General features: G+C 52.0%; 18 protein-coding genes and 1 pseudogene. 3 read left to right on the plus strand and 16 right to left on the minus strand.

What is annotated here, in order from left to right; genetic code table 11:
* Together EJP77_RS09060 and EJP77_RS21080 are read right to left on the minus strand one after the other, a co-directional pair.
* A partial coding sequence (locus EJP77_RS09060; protein ID WP_221886009.1) for a DUF5018 domain-containing protein occupies positions 1-215 on the minus strand: 215 nt, incomplete at its 3' end.
* The gene (locus tag EJP77_RS21080; RefSeq protein ID WP_127198922.1) at positions 212-2,038 is read right to left on the minus strand and encodes a DUF5018 domain-containing protein; all 1,827 of its coding nucleotides are present in this window, start codon (positions 2,036-2,038) and stop codon (positions 212-214) included. The genes EJP77_RS21080 and EJP77_RS09060, both read right to left, overlap by 4 nt.
* 326 nt (positions 2,039-2,364) lie before the next feature.
* On the opposite strand from EJP77_RS21080, the gene EJP77_RS09070 reads away from it, so the two are divergent.
* Positions 2,365-2,556, plus strand: a complete 192-nt coding sequence (locus EJP77_RS09070; RefSeq protein ID WP_246021836.1) for a hypothetical protein — start codon at positions 2,365-2,367, stop codon at positions 2,554-2,556.
* Between the two features lie 174 nt (positions 2,557-2,730).
* On the opposite strand, the gene mutY is transcribed toward EJP77_RS09070, so the two are convergent.
* Positions 2,731-3,915, minus strand: coding sequence for an A/G-specific adenine glycosylase (gene mutY, locus EJP77_RS09075; RefSeq protein ID WP_127198924.1), 1,185 nt, complete (start codon positions 3,913-3,915; stop codon positions 2,731-2,733).
* 38 nt (positions 3,916-3,953) lie between these two features.
* Positions 3,954-4,343: a holo-ACP synthase gene (gene acpS / locus EJP77_RS09080; RefSeq protein ID WP_127198925.1), complete on the minus strand. Its 390-nt coding sequence runs from the start codon at positions 4,341-4,343 to the stop codon at positions 3,954-3,956.
* 145 nt (positions 4,344-4,488) lie between these two features.
* Between acpS and EJP77_RS09085 the strand changes: the two genes are divergently transcribed.
* Complete coding sequence (locus EJP77_RS09085) at positions 4,489-5,196, plus strand: alpha/beta hydrolase (protein WP_127198926.1); 708 nt, start codon at positions 4,489-4,491, stop codon at positions 5,194-5,196.
* 106 nt (positions 5,197-5,302) lie between these two features.
* Here EJP77_RS09085 and nadE read toward each other — a convergent pair whose 3' ends face one another.
* The 3 genes from nadE to EJP77_RS09100 form a co-directional block, all read right to left on the minus strand.
* Positions 5,303-6,112 (minus strand): ammonia-dependent NAD(+) synthetase, encoded by an 810-nt coding sequence (gene nadE, locus EJP77_RS09090; protein WP_127198927.1) that lies wholly within the window; start codon positions 6,110-6,112, stop codon positions 5,303-5,305.
* Positions 6,113-6,234: 122 nt separating this feature from the next.
* A complete protein-coding gene (locus EJP77_RS09095) occupies positions 6,235-6,669 on the minus strand; it encodes a BrxA/BrxB family bacilliredoxin (protein ID WP_127198928.1) in 435 nt (144 codons plus the stop codon).
* 99 nt (positions 6,670-6,768) lie between these two features.
* Positions 6,769-8,478, minus strand: coding sequence for a two-component system sensor histidine kinase NtrB (locus tag EJP77_RS09100; protein WP_127198929.1), 1,710 nt, complete (start codon positions 8,476-8,478; stop codon positions 6,769-6,771).
* A 193-nt stretch (positions 8,479-8,671) separates the two neighbouring features.
* On the opposite strand from EJP77_RS09100, the gene EJP77_RS09105 reads away from it, so the two are divergent.
* Complete coding sequence (locus EJP77_RS09105; RefSeq protein ID WP_127198930.1) at positions 8,672-9,946, plus strand: BaiN/RdsA family NAD(P)/FAD-dependent oxidoreductase; 1,275 nt, start codon at positions 8,672-8,674, stop codon at positions 9,944-9,946.
* Between the two features lie 104 nt (positions 9,947-10,050).
* Here EJP77_RS09105 and EJP77_RS09110 read toward each other — a convergent pair whose 3' ends face one another.
* The 9 genes and pseudogenes from EJP77_RS09110 to EJP77_RS09145 all read right to left on the minus strand — a co-directional run bounded on the left by EJP77_RS09110 (position 10,051) and on the right by EJP77_RS09145 (position 18,092).
* Positions 10,051-10,536, minus strand: coding sequence for a GNAT family N-acetyltransferase (locus tag EJP77_RS09110; protein ID WP_127198931.1), 486 nt, complete (start codon positions 10,534-10,536; stop codon positions 10,051-10,053).
* 94 nt (positions 10,537-10,630) lie between these two features.
* Entirely contained in the window at positions 10,631-11,896 is a 1,266-nt protein-coding gene (locus EJP77_RS09115; RefSeq protein ID WP_127198932.1) for an ABC transporter permease, read from the minus strand.
* Positions 11,897-11,948: 52 nt separating this feature from the next.
* Positions 11,949-12,662: an ABC transporter ATP-binding protein gene (locus EJP77_RS09120; protein WP_246021838.1), complete on the minus strand. Its 714-nt coding sequence runs from the start codon at positions 12,660-12,662 to the stop codon at positions 11,949-11,951.
* A 190-nt stretch (positions 12,663-12,852) separates the two neighbouring features.
* The gene (locus tag EJP77_RS09125) at positions 12,853-13,197 is read right to left on the minus strand and encodes a hypothetical protein (RefSeq protein WP_127198934.1); all 345 of its coding nucleotides are present in this window, start codon (positions 13,195-13,197) and stop codon (positions 12,853-12,855) included.
* Between the two features lie 85 nt (positions 13,198-13,282).
* Entirely contained in the window at positions 13,283-14,809 is a 1,527-nt protein-coding gene (locus EJP77_RS09130) for an MDR family MFS transporter (RefSeq protein ID WP_425464236.1), read from the minus strand.
* Positions 14,810-15,069: 260 nt separating this feature from the next.
* Positions 15,070-15,945, minus strand: coding sequence for an ABC transporter ATP-binding protein (locus EJP77_RS20885; protein WP_246021844.1), 876 nt, complete (start codon positions 15,943-15,945; stop codon positions 15,070-15,072).
* Between the two features lie 237 nt (positions 15,946-16,182).
* A pseudogene (locus EJP77_RS21085) lies at positions 16,183-16,593 on the minus strand (energy-coupling factor ABC transporter ATP-binding protein); the annotation flags it as partial.
* Positions 16,594-16,644: 51 nt separating this feature from the next.
* On the minus strand, positions 16,645-17,238 hold the full coding sequence (locus EJP77_RS09140; protein WP_127198937.1) for an ECF transporter S component: 594 nt from the start codon (positions 17,236-17,238) through the stop codon (positions 16,645-16,647).
* Between the two features lie 98 nt (positions 17,239-17,336).
* Entirely contained in the window at positions 17,337-18,092 is a 756-nt protein-coding gene (locus EJP77_RS09145) for an energy-coupling factor transporter transmembrane component T family protein (protein WP_127198938.1), read from the minus strand.
* Between the last annotated feature and the right edge of the window lies 1 nt (position 18,093).

Raw genomic sequence — 18,093 nt, forward strand, 5'->3', positions numbered from 1 at the left:
ACCGGGCTGCTGAAATCCTGTGCTTCCCCGCTGTTCGGACTGATGCTTGCACCCGTGTGCGTAATGGTCGGCGTAAGGCTTGTTACATCCGTACCATACGGAACGGTCAACGCAACCGTCTTCGCCACTTCGTCCACCGTTCCGGTAACGTTCAGGGCTCCGAAGTCGAATGCCGTGATCGCCTTAGCCGGGTTCGGCGCTACCGTTACCGTCACCGTGTACGTCTGCGTGGNCCGCTGTTCGGGCTGATGCTCACGCCCGTGTGCGTAATGGTCGGTACTAGGCTCGTCACATCCGTGCCGTACGGTACGGTCAACGCAACCGTCTTCGCCGCTTCGTCCACCGTTCCGGTGACACTCAGGGCTCCGAAGTCAAATGCAATGATCGCCTTAGCAGGGTTCGGCGCTACCGTTACCGTCACCGTGTACGTCTGCGTGGAATTGTCTGCCGCCTTCACCGTATAGACCACCGGGCTGCTGAAATCCTGTGCCGCTCCGCTGTTAGGGCTGATGCTCACGCCTGTATGTGTAATCGTCGGCACAAGATTCGTTACATCCGTACCATAAGGTACCGTTACCGCAACCGTCTTCGCTGCTTCGTTCACCGTTCCGGTGACATTCAGGGTACCGAAGTCGAATGCCGTGATCGCCTTAGCCGGGTTCGGCGCTATCGTTACCGTCACCGTATACGTCTGCGTGGAATTGTCCTCCGCTTTCACCGTATAAGTCACCGGGCTGCTGAAATCCTGCGCAACGCCGCTGTTCGGGCTGATGCTGACGCCCGTGTGCGTAATGGTCGGCGTAAGGCTTGTTACATCCGTACCATACGGAACGGTCAACGCAACCGTCTTCGCCGCTTCGTCCACCGTTCCGGTGACACTCAGGGCTCCGAAGTCAAATGCAATGATCGCCTTAGCAGGGTTCGGCGCTACCGTTACCGTCACCGTGTACGTCTGCGTGGAATTGTCTGCCGCCTTCACCGTATAGACCACCGGGCTGCTGAAATCCTGTGCCGCTCCGCTGTTAGGGCTGATGCTCACGCCTGTATGTGTAATCGTCGGCACAAGATTCGTTACATCCGTACCATAAGGTACCGTTACCGCAACCGTCTTCGCTGCTTCGTTCACCGTTCCGGTGACATTCAGGGTACCGAAGTCGAATGCCGTGATCGCCTTAGCCGGGTTCGGCGCTATCGTTACCGTCACCGTATACGTCTGCGTGGAATTGTCCTCCGCTTTCACCGTATAAGTCACCGGGCTGCTGAAATCCTGCGCAACGCCGCTGTTCGGGCTGATGCTGACGCCCGTGTGCGTAATGGTCGGCGTAAGGCTTGTTACATCCGTACCATACGGAACGGTCAACGCAACCGTCTTCGCCGCTTCGTCCACCGTTCCGGTGACACTCAGGGCTCCGAAGTCAAATGCCGTGATCGCCTTTGTGGTACTAAGAGGAGCTACCGGATCAGTGATGACAATATCGTTGAGGGCCACGTAGGAGTCAGGCGTGCCTATGCTTCTGTATATCCGAAACTCATCAATATTGTCAAAGTTCGTATTTAGTATGGAGGTGTGATCCAGAGCAACATAGTTCATGGAGTCATTGCCCAGAAAGGTGACTCTTCCCTGCGATATTCCATCTTTAAATGCTTCAATGGCATAGATATCGCCGTCAAAGTTTCCCCAGTCCAGAAAATTCACCGAACTAAGCTTAAAATTAGATCCATCTGCCGATTTTACGGCTAGCCCATAATTCGGTTTATCCGTGAAGTCATACCAAGTAATTAGCGGCAGGTAGTTATCCCAATTATGAATATTTCCATCAAAGTAATACATCCCTCCTATACTCATCTGGCTTCCGTCAGGATTGATGCCGTAGACTTGTATGTTTTTTCCGGAGATGTCTGTAGAACCCCCTTCTCCGTCTGTGGCGATACCATCGGATCCGAATACATCGGACTGTGGTCCGCTGAACGAGATCGTATCCGTCGCGGCCATCGCGGTATTGTCGTAATGAAGCAGAGAGAAGCAGCTAGATATCATGATCAGTGCTCCTAGAAAAGCGATAATCCCTTTTTGAACAAGCTTCTTAACGAACTAGTAATTCGACTCATCCTTCCTGAAAATTAATAGATTTCCGAACGGTATACAGGTCTATCGGCATAGTTCTTACGTAGTTGTGATAATCATCATTGCGTATAATCCAATAATATCCATACCTTCCCCTCATTCTAGCATCCCGTTCACTTAAATACTTCACTTTAATAAAGAAATATGAAAAAAATCACACGAATTAACCCGATTTTAAATGGTTTGAAACAGCGGAAATGGGTAAAGTAATAACAACTCTGAAAGGAGGTTGTGAAAAAATGACTACCAATGATCCGCAGGAACTATTGAAGTCTAAGCATGAAGCTGACAAGCAGAAGGCCCAGTTCACAAGCTTTGCCCGCAGTGTTAATGGAGAAATGGCTCATGAGCATGATCAGGAAATTCAAGATCAGAGCCGCGTCCCCGACCAGCAGAACAAGATGAAATCGGTTGAGAATCGTATGATCTAGATGAATGAACTAAAGAAATGAACGTTTGAATTAAGACCGATGCTTGTAGGGCAAGAGAATCGTTCACGCAGTCTTTAGTTCAATCCATCTAGAAAAGAATTGAATCCCGCGACAAACAGCCTTCAACCCGCCATAACGGTGTTGAAGGCTGTTTCTTATTATATGAAATGTATATTATTGCGGTATTCCACCGTCAAAGTATTGCTTCAGAATCTTGAGAAATACATTTGGAAAAGCAAGCTGCTCCATATCCGCTTGATTGATCCAGCGAGTCTTCAGCGGGGCATCCTTCTCCGATGCCGCAAGCTCATATTCCGCGCTGGACTCCGCTACAGCGCCTAGTGCCGCCAGAGCGCCGAGCTCCGGCGACTGGCGGAAGCGGTACACGCGCAGGTTCCAGTGAATGTGGCTGAACGTATGTTCAGCTTCCATATAGAGCCCCTGCGGCTGCGCGTAATGGCCCTCGGCGGCCAGGGCCTGTGTGAGCCGGTCCATGGCCGGCTCATCCGCCAGCCCGGCGCCGCCGGCCGGGTTCTCTGCTGCCGCCAGAATGTGCGGCAGCTCCCACATGCGGGCCAGCAGGCCGGCCTGGGGCCGCTGCTGAACCAGCACGCGGCCCGCCTCGGCGCCGCTGCCTTCAATGAGCGCGGCCAGGCGGTACTCCGGCCGCGGCTTCTTGGCCTTGGTCTTCACCGGCAGCTGCGTCTCCATGCCGGCGATCCGGCCTTGACAGTGCTGCATGACCGGGCATGTCAGGCAGTGGGGCGACTTGGGCGTACAGACGAGTGCGCCCAGCTCCATGAGGGCCTGATTGAAGTCAGATGCCCGGCCTTCAGGAATGAGCGCCTCCGCCAGTACCTCCATGGATTTGCGTGTGCTGACCTTCACGATGTCCTCTTCTATCAGGAAAAACCGCGACAGTACCCGCATCACATTCCCATCCACCGCCGGGACAGGCCGGTTGAACGCAATGCTCATAATTGAGCCGCGGGTATAGGGCCCGACTCCCTTGAGAGCCGACACGGCGTTCAGATCGTCCGGAATGGCTCCTCCGTGGAGCTCAGTGACCTGCTTCGCTGCCGCCTGAAGATTCCGTGCACGTGAGTAGTATCCGAGTCCTTCCCAGCATTTAAGCACCTCATCTTCCGGTGCCTGTGCGAGGGCTTCAATGGTAGGGAATTTCTCAATAAAGCGGTGAAAATACGGAATGACCGTATCTACCCGGGTCTGCTGCAGCATAATCTCGGATACCCATATGAAATAGGGGTCCCTGTGTCTGCGCCAGGGCAGGTCTCTTTTGGCATGTCCATACCAGTCCAGAAGCTCTGTACTAAAAAATTGTTGGTTATCCTGCTGCATTCTATCTCCTTGTCTCCTATAAACTCGTATATATAAATTTATGCACGCTCTACGATGACAAACGCCGAGGCAAGCTGCCGCTCGTGTGTAATGCTCACATGAATGGAATAGATTTCGGGGTCTGCAATAGCAAGTCGTTCCCAAGCCTCTCTTGTGAGCTTCGCCCAGGGCTTGCCGGACGCATCCGGAATAATCTCAATATCCTGAAAGCCTAAGACAGCTCCAATCCCGCATCCAAAAGCCTTGCTTACGGCTTCCTTGGCCGCGAAGCGGCCTGCCGTAAATTCAGCAGCCCTGCTGTGTCCTACAGCCAGCCCCCGTTCCTCAGCAGTCAGGACACGATTCACAAACCGCTCCCCGTGCATGCTGCCCGTCAGTCTCTTAATTCGTTCAATCTCGACCACATCATGCCCGATGCCATGGATCAATGTACACCCTTCCTTCTCTTCCTTGTGTATGTTCCATTGTACCAACTACAAGGCTGTCATGCGAGTCCTTCCATCGCCTGTGATATAATGGAATTGATTATACACCTATGAATGAATTCATACCCCAGATAAGGATGTGAGCTTGATGCCCATAGATTTCAATATCCCGCTGGACCATACAGACATACTCAGGTGTACACGTTATCCTTCCAGGGATTCAGAGCCGCAAAGCTTAATTATTCTAGCTCATGGTTTCAAAGGATCCAAGGACTTTGCCATGTTCCCCTATACAGCTGACCAGCTCAGCCGCCATCATGAAGTCATTACATTCAATTTCTCAGATAACGGGATCGGAGATCATCAGCAGGAATTTACGGAAATGGAGAAGTTCGCTGCGGACACCCATGATCTGGAGCTTCGTGACCTGGACGTTCTTATCTCCTATCTTCGTCAGGATCCGCAGCTTGCCTCACTGCCCCTCTTTCTGATCGGACACAGCCGCGGTGCCGGCGTATGTCTAATCTACGGATTCGACCATCCGCGCACTTTAACAGGAGTATTATCCTGGAATGGCATAACGAATCTTGATATTCAAAGACGCATTGCTTTTGCCGATTTCGCGGTTGCTCTCGTTCAGGGCACCGAGGATCATCTTTTAGAAGGGTCACGCCGGCTTGTAGAGGCGAATCCCCATATCCCCTGGATTCAGATTCAGGGCAGCAATCATACTTTTAACACAATCCATCCCTCTCAAGGAGCCAGCCGTCAGCTGAAGGATGCGATCAATGCCAGTGAATCGTTCATTTCGGATGTACTCCGCAATCGGAATCATTCCCGGGAATCTTACTCATAACAAATAGGGCCGTCCCAATAGGGGCGGCCCTGGTTTTGCGTTAAAGAATTCGGTATACGCTCGAATAGCTCCGGAATAACACTTCTCCCGCTGGCTTCGGCGAACCTTAGATACCCGGGATTGGACTGCGTTTATGTTCCGTTCTCCGGTAGAATTTCTCCAGACGCTCACGCGCCTCTTCATTGATCTCCTTGCCTTCAAGGTAATCGCTGTTATCGTCATAGCTCACGCCGAGTTCCTTCTCATCAGTCTGGCCTTCCCAAAGGCCGGCTGTTGGCGCCTTGTCCAAGATACTTTGCGGCACGCCAAGCTTGGCAGCAACCTGTCTGATCTGACGCTTGTTGAGTGAGCTGAGTGGAGTAATATCCACCGCGCCATCTCCCCATTTGGTGTAGAAGCCGGTCAAGGCTTCGGAAGCATGGTCAGTACCTACCACCAGCAGGTTAAGTTCAAAAGCGATTGCATACTGAACCACCATACGGGTCCGGGCTTTGACATTTCCTTTCCCCTGATAACTGATATGCCGGGAAATGCCGATATTTTTAAGACCATGCTCGACTTCAAGCGAAATTTCATTCACAGCTTCCTCAATATTCGTCTCTACCGTCTTGGTCAATCCGAATGCCTCGGAAACCGCGTAACTGTGTGCGATGTCCTCCTGAGTTCCGTAAGGCTGATATACCCCCAGCGTGATATATTCCTTACCAAGCTCCTCAGTAAGCTCATCCGTTGCCTGCTTACAAAGACCAGCGGCCACTGCACTATCAATCCCTCCGCTGATGGCAATAAGCAGTCCTGTTGTCCCGGAGTTCTTCACATACTCTTTAAGAAAATCTACACGTCTGCGGATCTCCTGATCAACATCAATGGTGGGTTTAACACCCAAACGTTCAATAATTTCCTGCTGCAAACTCATAGGATCACCTCTCTATTGGCTTTAACGAGCTATTCCTTCACTATGTAAACTAACCCACTTCCGCGTAAACCAAACGCCCCGCAGCATCGGTTCACCGATCTGCAGGGCGCATTCTGTAGCTATTACCGGCAGAAACGGTCGAACGCGCTGGTCAAATCAGCCGCGATTTCTTCTGCAGAACGATCTTCGATTTGGTGACGTTCAATAAAGTGAACGAGCTCCCCATCCTTAAGCAGCGCGATGGAAGGAGAAGATGGCGGATAAGGGGCGAAGTACTCACGCGCCTTGGTTGTTGCTTCCTTATCTTGGCCGGCGAACACGGTGAACAAGTGATCCGGTGTCAGGTCATTCTGAAGCGCCTGAGCTACTCCTGGACGGCATTGTCCGGCAGCACATCCGCATACCGAGTTAATGACTACTAGTGAAGTACCCTTCAAGGCTGGAAAGCTTGCTTCCACCTCTTCCGGTGTACGAAGCTCTTGAATTCCGAGACGAGTCAGTTCATCCCTCATGGGTTGAACCATATCTCTCATATATTGGTCAAAAGACATGGACATGATCTTTCACTCCTTAACTTACTAATCTCTTATAGCATTGTAATTGCAAAGATAAGTTTATTATACAACGCCAAATCAGGAAAGCAAATTCTGGAGTCTTTAGCCAACCTCGGCCGTATATCCTCCGGAACGCCGGAACAGTACGGAGAAAGTAGTACCTCGCCCCTCTTCGGACTCGACAGAAATTTTGCCATTATGACGCTCAATTATGCTAAGACAGAGGGCTAGGCCAAGACCCGTGCCCTGAGTTTTAGTTGTGAAAAAAGGCTGAAACATCTTCTCCTGCTTGGCAGGAGAAATCCCCGGGCCCGTATCCGTGACCAGAAGCTCCACCCCTTCGGGGGTAGTGTGTGTCTCCAGCGTCAGCTGGCCTTTCTCCTCCATCGCTTCCATCGCATTCCGGGACAGGTTCAGAATAACCTGCTTAATCTCCTTCGTATTCAGCTTCAGCCGGGGTAGATTCTCCGCCAGCTTCAGCTCTATGCTCTGCCCCCGGAGATTCGCATCTGCCCAGAGCAGCGGACTTAATTCATGAATAATATCATGCAGGTGGCACTCCTCCTTGTTCACACTGCGGCTTTGTGCCAGGGAGAGAAAGTCACTAATAATACTGTTGGCACGGTCCAGCTCGTCCATTACAATGCGATAGTAATGATCCAGAGACGTGGGGCTCTTCTCCTTCATTAGCTGCAGGAATCCCCTGACTACCGCCATAGGATTCCGGATTTCATGGGTAATTCCTGCCGCCATCTGTCCGACAAGACTAAGCCGATCCGCATTGAACAGCTCTGTTCTAAGCGCTTCCAGTTCTGTGATCTCTTGAATAATCACTACGGCGCCCACGGTCTCTTCCGTGTGCCCGCGCTTGATCGGCGAGGTGCTTGCAAAGAAAGTCCTTCCCTTTATCTGAATGAGCTCACTGGTATTCTCTCTGTTCAGAAGCGTCGTATCCACCCGGTGACCCAAAATTTCGAAGTCAAAATCCTGAACAGCCTCCATGAGCTTGCTCCCTATCAAATCTTCCTTAATGGCTTCGGGATGCTCCATTCGGTAGTAGGTCAGGAATGTGCTGTTAAGGGATACGATGCGTCCCTCCTGATCCAGAAGAAGGATCGACAACGGAGCCGCATCCATCATCTGCTGCAGCTTCTCTGCTTCGCGGAAATATCGTCTGGATAAAAGGGTGACCTGCATTTGCAGCTTCTCCTTGTCGAGCGTACTTTCGATCACGAAGAGCAGAAGGCCTCCTATCAGAACCGCAACCGCTATATTTATGATTCCAAAAATGATAATTGTCAGATCCATCCTGTAAGACATGGGCAAGCTCAGAAAAGATAATGCCGTCGACATATACTGACCTACAAGAAGAAAAAAGGAAAGAGTGACATACTTCGCATGCCTTCCGCTTCGCTTGAATCGGCCTGCCACCATAAGTACCACAGGATACAGACAAAGACCTGTATCCAGAAGAAATCCGGATGAGTTAAAAGAAGGCTTCATAATGACGTAAATAACCAGTTCTACCAGGGCCAGTATTACGGCATCACGCCTTCTGCCATAAAGCATGCCCACAAGTAAGGATGGCAGAAAATAATTAAGAGGAATGATTCCGAATAAATCAGACGAGAACAATGAACAAATAAGAATACTGATCAGGCAGGACACCAAGAGCGTATTATAATATGATGTTCTCTCCAGCCTGCTGCTCTGAACAGGGTGCAGACTGCGCCTCTCGAAGACAAGGGGAAAAAGAAAGGCTGGCGAACACGCAATGAGTAATTGAAGCAATACTTCCTTAACTGCAACCACGTTCTTCCTCCTTTTGCGGAGTATGTTCTGTAATCGATTAAATCACAGCCGACAATATTTTACAATAACCTATTAGCACTGCGGAGGTTTGTGTTTTATAGGCATTATTTATGAACACAGTCCTGATTTTTATTGCGGGAGCATTCTTATAGGATATACTTAAAACAACAAGGTTTAGCGAAAGGACGACATCATGAATCAATATGAAGTAATTGTAATTGGGGGCGGCCCATCGGGGCTCATGGCTTCCATTGCAGCGGCCAAGCAGGGAGCCTCGGTAGTTCTCCTGGACAAAGGGGACAAGCTGGGGCGCAAGCTGGGCATTTCGGGCGGGGGACGCTGTAATGTGACCAATGCCAAGGAGGTCGATGAGCTGATCCGGTTCATTCCGGGCAACGGACGATTTCTCTACAGCGCCTTTGCTCATTTCAATAACCGCGACATTATTCAGTTCTTTGAAGATCTCGGCATTGCTCTGAAAGAAGAGGACAACGGAAGGATGTTCCCGGTATCCGACAAAGCCAAGACGGTAGTCGATGCCCTTGTTGGCAAAGCCTTCTCGCTCGGAGTCAAGCTGCTCACCCATGAACCTGTGAAGGAAATTCTCTACAGTCCGGAAGGCGTACAGGGCGTTCTGCTGGAATCCGGCAAAAAAATATCATCGTCAGCTGTTATTGTAGCTACAGGAGGGAGATCGGTTCCACACACCGGCTCTACAGGAGATGGTTATCCCTGGGCCAAGGCCGCAGGGCACACCATTACGGAGCTCTACCCTACCGAAGTGCCTATCGTCTCTAAGGAACCCTTCATCGTGAGCCGTGAGCTCCAAGGCTTGTCCCTTAGAGACGTAGAGCTGTCTGTAATGAATCCGAAAGGCAAAGCGGTCATTTCGCACCGTGGAGACATGATCTTCACCCACTTCGGTCTGTCGGGTCCGATCGCGCTTCGCTGCAGCCAGTTCATAAGGCAGGTGAAGAACAAGCACAAGGTGCAGGACGCCCTGCTCCAGATCGATCTGTTCCCGGATCACTCGGCCGGCTCACTTGAACAGGAGCTTCGCCGCCTGGCAGCCGCTGAGCCGAAAAAGGCGCTCAAGAACGTGTTCAAAGGCACGATACCGGAGCGCCTGCTGCCACTGCTCTTCAGCCAGGCCGGACTTCCTGGCGACACTACGTACGAGCATCTGCCGAAGGAGCCATGGAGCTCTTTCATCTCCGTGCTCAAAGCTTTCCCGGTCAAGGCAACGGGAACTCGGCCTTTTGAGGAAGCCTTTGTTACCGGAGGAGGCGTTCACCTCAAGGAGATTGATCCGAAGACGATGGAGTCCAAGCTGATGCCCGGTCTCTTCTTCTGCGGTGAGGTACTCGATATCCATGGCTACACCGGCGGATATAATATCACTGCCGCCTTCACCACAGGCTATACAGCGGGTTCTCACGCCGGGGATAGCACTCGTCATCGCCGCTAATCCACCCCCTGGTGGACGGCGAACCCAAACAGGCCACCCACGAATAATTCCGGGGTGGCCTGTTAAGCATTTTTTGGCGGGAAACGTTCCTTGTAGGGCTAAGCTCAAAGCTTAAGTACCATCCGGAGTGTCCTCAGCATATGGCCGTCAAATTCATCCTCAAACTCGGTAACTTCCATAAACCCCTTAGCTTCATAAAACTTCCGTCCGACCTCGTTATCCCTTTCAACATTGACATAGACCTCTTTCGCGCTTGGCGAATGACTAAGTCCTTCCTGCAGCAGAGCTGAACCTATCCCTTGGCCTTGGACTTCAGGCTCTAGATAAATCGCCGTGAGTTCCACTGTCCCCTCCCCACTTAAGGGTGAGAAATTGGCGAAGCCAATAATCCGATCTTGATGCTCAGCAACGTACAGGAAGGAATGCTCTAAGCGTCTATGCAGCATCTCTTCGCTATAGGCTGAATTCAAGAATCGATCCTGAATCTCGTACGGAATAATGCCTTCATAGACTTCATTCCAGCTCGTTCTCGCTACACGTTGAACCTGCCTGATATCCGCTGCCATCATTGGACGTACAAGGTATTCCATTTCACATCAGCTCCTGTTAGGGTAGTTCCCCTGTAAATAAACAGTCTCACTGTTAAGCTTAAATCTCACTTTATAGACGAAAATTTTCCCTTCCCTATCCTTCCATGGTTCTCCGGCCCATACGGCCGCTCCCGAACACTTTCCATAACGCAGAACTTGCCCACCAGTTCAATCCGAATCCCGCGATCAGAAAGACAGGTACAGCCCACCAGACGTGCATTATTCTAATGCCCATGCTTAAGCTTAAAAGCAGGATACTTGGAAGCATGAGCAGTCTCATTGCCGGAGACGACAGCAGATAAGCGTCGGATTCAGCCAAAGGCAGCATATTCATGAACGGCGAGGTGAGAAAGTATTTACGATACCCATTCATCCAGTAGGACAGCATCATAATTAGTGCCACATAGACCAGAACATTAATGGGAAAAGGAGGTAGATAACATGCAGCCATCCCGATTAACGTGAACTGGAGATATAATTTGATATTTACGCGGCTGCGGTAGAACGCCTTGACTGCAGACTCAGCAATCCGCTCGGGCGCTTCTCGTATACGGAACAGCCGGTTCGAGCTCCGAAATATCCAGGGTCTTGGCTTCTGCTCACGAGGTTTATCTACGGCTCCAGAGAGCAGCGCGGCAGTCAGCCGGGTCTTCTGTCTCTCATCTTCGCGGACATCTGCTAGAAAGGTACCCCGCAAGCGGAACCGGACGATAGTCAGCACGGCAATTAAGGCAGTGAATCCCAGTCCAGCAGCAAGGGTACCGGATGGCGATGCGGTGAGGAATGAAGCTGGCAGGATATATAGGCCTGTGAGCAGGAAGAAAGCTGAATACTTCACCACATATCGGAGCCAACCGGACATCAGAACCTGAATGTGATGTTCCGTTATCATCAGAGCCAATTTGTATGCAGCAGTAATACTGAATAGAAGTATAATTCCAGTCAGGTTAACCTTGAAGACTTGATGAAGCAGAGGAGTCAGCATAAGTACCAGAATCGCTGTGACTATAATTTGAAAAAGCAGACTGAAGAACCAGCCCAGTCGCAAAATAGAGCTCTGCCAGCGCTCTTGCTGCTTGAGGAAGAGCACATCTGCGGCTTCCCGGTACAGAATAACTCCACCGCTTTGGCGCAGCGCCAGCATAAGCACCAGCGGAATTACGGCAAAGGGAAGGCGAGAGATCCATTCCGGAGGACTGGCGAGCAGATCATAATATAAGCGCACAAGCAGCAAAATCCCCGGGATAACCATATATAGGGCGACAGTAATATCGACAACGGAACGAATCACGCCATACTGCTTGCGAACATGATCTATCCATCTGCGTATAAACAGGCGCCTGCTGCTGTCCAGCGACATATCAGATTCCTCCTTCTTCTGTTAATTCAGACACTATAAGAACAGGACAGGACTAAGTTAATTTGTCAAAACAATCAAATAAGGAAGCTCCCGGCAGTCCGCTTGCTTCGCGTATAGCCTCCAAAGTTCCACTTGCTGCCACATGCCCATTCGAGATCAGGATAAAGTCATCACATATTCGCTCCGCCGTATCCAGCACGTGCGTAGACATCAGCACGCCTGCTCCTCTTCGCCGCTCTTCTTCCAGCAGCCCAAGGAAGTCCTTGGTCGCTCTCGGGTCCAGACCGATAAACGGCTCGTCCACGATATATACATCCGGGCGGATCAGGAATCCAATCATGAGCATCATCTTCTGCTGCATCCCTTTGGAGAAGCTCCCCGGCAGATGATCGCGGACCTCGTTCATACGGAACTTCTCCAGCAAATGAGAGGCTTCTCGTTCAAAATCCACCTCATCCATTCCATAGACAGCTGCAGCCAGACCCAGGTGCTCCCACAGCGTCAGCGTATCGTAGTAGACGGGCTGTTCCGGGACATAGGCGTAGCTTCCTGACGCCCCGCCGAATTTGATGTCCGCCTTGGCATGCGGCAGCAGATCGAGAATGGTCTTGATGGTCGTGCTTTTGCCAGCCCCGTTCGGTCCAATCAAGCCCGTCAGCCTTCCTGCACGCACATCGATATCTACATCCCGGATCCTCGGCTGACCGGCTTCATAACCTGCTTCTTCAATATGTACTTGAATCACGCTTTCATCTGGTACCTTCAAGCCGCCCACTCCCCCCTACTAAATTGATTTATTGATCGTATAACGTCTTGTCCATCACTTGATATTAAAAAGTACGCAAAATAACCCGAAAAGTCGCAGGGGGCGAGAGCAGCTGAGCCGTTCTGCTTGTCCGGCCATGCAAAAGAAGAGCAGCCTCCCAAACGGAAGGCTGCTCTTCTCTGTGCCTGAATCAGGACTGATTCGTGATACGGTGCAGGGCTTGTGCACATTCATGCAGGTGACGGGAATAGTCGGCGACAAGATCCTGAATGACCTCTCTACGCTCATCCACGTGATCCCCGGATCTTTCCACATCCACAAGGCTCACTTTAATCTCGCGAGGATCCAGATAAGTACACTGGAAGTCAAAAGAGTAGAACTGATGCCCGGCTGCATTAATATGAACCCGCAGACTCTGAGGATCTTTCCCGTCAGCAAGCACCTGTGCGCTATCTCCTGAATTCAGGAATTCAGGCAGCTGCTGCTGCCAGGCATTGACCAGCATATTCTGGTCCAAGTTGAACGATTCGTTCATTTATCACACCTCCCCTTACTGTTAAGGTGTGGAGGGTTACCCTTTTTTATACTTCGATATTATCCTGTTTCCCAATTGATGCGTCTTAGGCATCCTGTCTGGTCCTCGATGGCTTATGGGCCGGCTCGTCCGTCCCTGGCGGTCTGCTCCGCAGTCCAAGCACACTTAACGCTCCAAACAGGGCAATTACAGCCATAATGATGAATTGCAGATGGAGACCGCCTTCCAGGAAATGACGAAGGGTGTTCCAAAGCTCCTTCGGCAGCTCTGCTATTTTCTCTGGGGATAACAGTTTATTGATATCGTCCTGGGATACAGCGGTTCCCTGCTTGCGGCTTGCATCAGCCGCACTTGAGATATGCTGGTTAATCAATACGCCGAACACAGCAACCCCGATCGTCTGACCAAGTGACTTCACGAAGGAGTTCAGCGCCGTGGATGCCCCTCTCAGGTTGAAGCCTACAGAGGATTGGGCAATGATCGTGAACACGGTGAAGGAGAAGCCGAAGCCAAGTCCGTACAGAGCATTCCATACCATAAGCAGATACTCGGGAGTCTTATCCGTAGCCAAGGCGAGCCCACTTGCTCCAATCAATACGAATAAAAGTCCAATGAATGAGGTCAGACGTGAACCATGTTTGACGATCCAGCGGCCTCCGATCACCGATCCGATGAGCCAGGAGAAGGACATGGGGGCAAGCAGCAGCCCCGATTCGGTGGCGCTTTTGCCCAGTACACCCTGAACCCATAATGGAAAATAGGAGGTAAGCCCGATCAGCAGAGCACTGGTCAGCAGACTCGCGATATTGGAGAAGGCAATGTCTTTGTATCGGAACAGCCTCAAGGGAACAAGCGGCTCCTCGGCTTTCTTTTCTACAATGAAGAACAACACCAAGGCGATAACTGCAATCGCAAAGATAACGAGAAGTTCCGGAGAATTCCAGTCAAGATACTGTCCTCCAGCCGCAAGCCCGAACAACAGGGCCGCAACCCCGATCGTAAAGGTCACTGCACCCGGATAGTCGATCTTCACCTTCTTCTTCTCTATATTCTCCTTCAAATACTTGATAATAAATACAAGCGAGAGGAGACCAAACGGAATATTAAAGCCGAACACCCATCTCCAATTCAAGTAATCCACCACATACCCGCCCAGCAGAGGTCCAACCAGAGAGGAAATTCCCCATACGGAGCTCAGATAACCCTGCACCTTGGAACGTTCCTCCATGGAATAAATATCTCCGATGATAGTGAAGGTAACCGGAATGAGTCCTCCCGCTCCAATCCCTTGAATCGCCCGGAAAATGATCAGCTGCTCCATACTCATGGCGAACCCGCACATGAGGGATCCTCCCAGAAACAGAATCGAGCCGACTACGAATACCAGCTTCCGTCCGAACAGGTCACTGATCTTGCCGAAGATCGGCGTTGTTACTGACATCGTGAGCAGATAAGCCGTGAATACCCAGCTGAGCAGCTGGGCGCCGCCAAGATCACCTACGATTCTTGGTCCTGCGGGTCCGATTACCGTACCTTCAATGGCTGCGAGAAAGGTCGATAGCAGAAGGCCGGCCAAAATATAATTACGCTTTAATGAGGATTGCACGCGAATATGACCTACCCTTCTATGTTGAATGAACTACTAATACACACGTATGGCAGTCATGTGAAATGTTCTTCTGCTCACAAAGGCGAACGCTTCGCTTCTGCAGAGACATTTCACACACCTAATGTAATTTCTTAAAGTCTAATTATCAATTTCGTACACAACGTGTAAACAATTAGCAAAAACTAATTATAAACCTCAGCCCAAGGGAAGTCCATGTACCTGACCAACAAAAAAAGCCGCCCGAAGGTTATTCCTTCGAACAGCTATCTTAGGGGTGATCTGCGTAGTTCACCCTGGTCCAATGTAAAAATCGTATCGGCTTCATCTTCAAAATGCTCAGGTTCGTGTGTGATGATGAGCAGCGCAGCTCCCTCCTCAGAGGCTGTTCTGCAAAGGTTGGTAAGCACCTTGGCCCCTGCATAATCCGTACCAGCCGTGGGCTCATCCAGAACATACAGCTTTTTGCGTGACATGAACTGAGCCGCAGCACCCAACAGGCGCTTCTCTCCCCCGCTCAGCAAATAGGGAGAGGCATCGTGTCTTCCACCGAGGCCAGCGACTTCAAGGAGACTTTCAGCCCTCTGCATTACTTCCTCTGGAACGGGAGCTCCCGGTTCCAGCGACATATCCAGCCTGGGTCCGTACAGCATCTCATCCAGTACGTTCGAGGTGACGAATTGGTGTTCGGGCTCCTGAAATAAATACCCGATCTGCTCCGCAAGCTCATAGGTCTTCATGCGGGAGGCTTCCCGGCCCTCCCAGAACAGCACCCCTTTGGGCATAGGCAGAAGGTTCATCAGCAGCTGCGACAGGGTCGTCTTGCCGGAGCCGTTCTCCCCGCAGATCAGCGCCCATTCGCCGGGGCGCAGCGACATGCTGATGCCGCGAAGCACGGTGGCTGCGCTGCCAGGGTAGCGGAACGCTAGGTTCCGCAGCTCTAGCAGCGGCGAAACCGCTGGGCCCGCCGGACCTTGCGCCTTGGCCCGCGGGGCGCTGGCGGACGCGCTCGGCTGCGCCGCAGTGCCGTGGCCCGCCGGCCCGGGCTGCGCCTTGCCCTGCGGGGCACCCGCGGCCGCGCTCGGCTGCGCGCCCTGCGGCAGCACGCCGAGCTGCACCAGGCGATCCCGCCGGGTGCGCACAAGCTCTTCGGCAGGGCCGTCCAAGGCCACGGTCCCGCCTTCGAGCACCACAAGGCGCCCAGCCGCCGCTGCGATGTCATCGACGCGGCTGGACACCGTCAAGAGCGTGCGCCCTTCGGCGTGCAGCTGCTGCAGCAGCGCGAGCAGCTGCTCCCGCGAAGCCCTGTCCAAGCTGGATGCCGCATCGTCGAAGACGATGATGGGTGTCTGCATGGACAGGACCGCGGCAATGCCCGTGCGCTGCCGCTGACCACCGGACAGCGCATGGACGGAGCTTGTCCGCTGCTCCGTCAGCCGGACGGCAGCAAGGGCTTCGTTCACTCGCCCGGCAATCTCCAGCGCGGGAACGCGCAGGTTCTCGGGTCCGAAGGAGACCTCGTCCTCAACTCTTCCCTGAACGAGCTGGGCATCCGGGTCCTGGAAGACGATTCCGATGCGTCCTGCGATCTCAGCAATTTGTGCTTCAAGCGGATCCACGCCTCCGACGCGAACAACCCCCTCCCGCTCTCCACCGCCAATGCGCGGAAGGTAACCATTCAGAAGCTGGCACAGGGCGGACTTTCCACTTCCGCTCCGGCCGGTTATGGCGACCCACTCCCCTGGCTCCACAAGGAGAGACAAGTCATTCAAGGCAGGCCGTGTCTCCATCTCATACGTATAGGTCACGTGTTCAAGCTCGATTACCGGAGCTTTCAAGATCTAAGCTCCTTGTCCCCGGCTGATCGCGAACCGTCTCAGCAGCTGGGTTCTGATTAGCGCAGATCCCAGAACTTGAGTCAGAAGACCGCACAGCAGAATACCGCTAACAATTCTTACCCCCAGGGCGATAAGCAGGATTGAAGTTCCCCACTTCGTGTAATGGAACATGTTCGCCGCGAAGAAGAACCAGATCGGCACCATGGCTCCTCCTGCAATCATCAGAACGCCGAGGTTCCATTTCCGGTAGCGGACGATTGCGAATACAAGCTCGGCAATCACCATGTAACATGCTGCAGCGACGAAACAGGAAGCAATTCCGTATGCCGTTCCCATAAAGGCCTGAACCACGCCGCCGATACCATATGTAATCACTGCCGTACCGGGTTTACGAATAATGTAATAGGCTAGAAGTCCATAAATCATATATATTCCGGTAATGGATGATGTTGCAATGGGTCCCCCCAATGTATTGAGTGCCTGATTGATGGGTGAGATGTACGTTGTCATCACCGCGTTGGCTGTAGCCAGCATCGCCATTAATACAATCTCCATGGTTGTGAATGCTGCAAACACGCTTTTCTTGGAACTTGCCATCTAAAATCTCCCTTTCTATTGTCAACTAACATTATTAATTTAGGTTAACAATATTCCTGCGTCAAGTCCTATTTCTAAATTCGATGTCCACTGCTGTTCTACAGAACCCACATAAACGCTGTAATCATAACACTGACCAGCATCATAATTAGCCCCTTTTTCTTAAGCGGCACTTCTCTGAGAAAAGTCCTGTCCCGGTAAGCTCCGAAGCCTTTCGACTCCATTGCGCCCGCCGTCTGCTGAACCCTCCTGATCGCCGCAGTGAACATGGCTGCCAGATGTTTTTTTACCCGCTGCATTCGTCCTCTAAGGCCTCGTGCAGGCCGTCCTCCCCTTATTTCACGAGCAGCTGCCGCCACTCTACCTTCCGCTTCGAGCAGAGGCAGGAAAGTAAGCGCGATGGACACCCCGAATGCCAGTCGATACGGAACCCCCAACTTTTGTACCGTCATAATCACGAAATCCCCCGGATCTGTGGAGGCGATATAGATCATGGAAGAAAGGAACAAACAGATCATTCGCAGTGCTGCCGCACCCCCATCATATAATCCTCCAGTAGTCAGTTCGAGAGGCCCGATCGCTCCAAGAACCCGGCCGCCCGGAGCTGCAAAGGCCGTCAACAGGAACAGCGGCAGACTGAATCCGCCGATAAAAGTCAGGCGCCTCCGCAGCGATCCGAGCTTCATGCCTGCTCCGAGGCACGCTGCCGCCACCAGAAAGGCGAGCATGATAGCCAGCAGCAGCGGATTGTTCCAGTGCATCGCAAGCGCAGCCAGGCTGATCAGCGCAACCAGCTTGCTTAGCGGGTCAAACTTCTGGAGAACGAATCGGCTTCTTGCTCTTGTAATCCTCATA

Source organism: Paenibacillus zeisoli, assembly GCF_003994465.1.
Taxonomy (GTDB): domain Bacteria; phylum Bacillota; class Bacilli; order Paenibacillales; family Paenibacillaceae; genus Fontibacillus; species Fontibacillus zeisoli.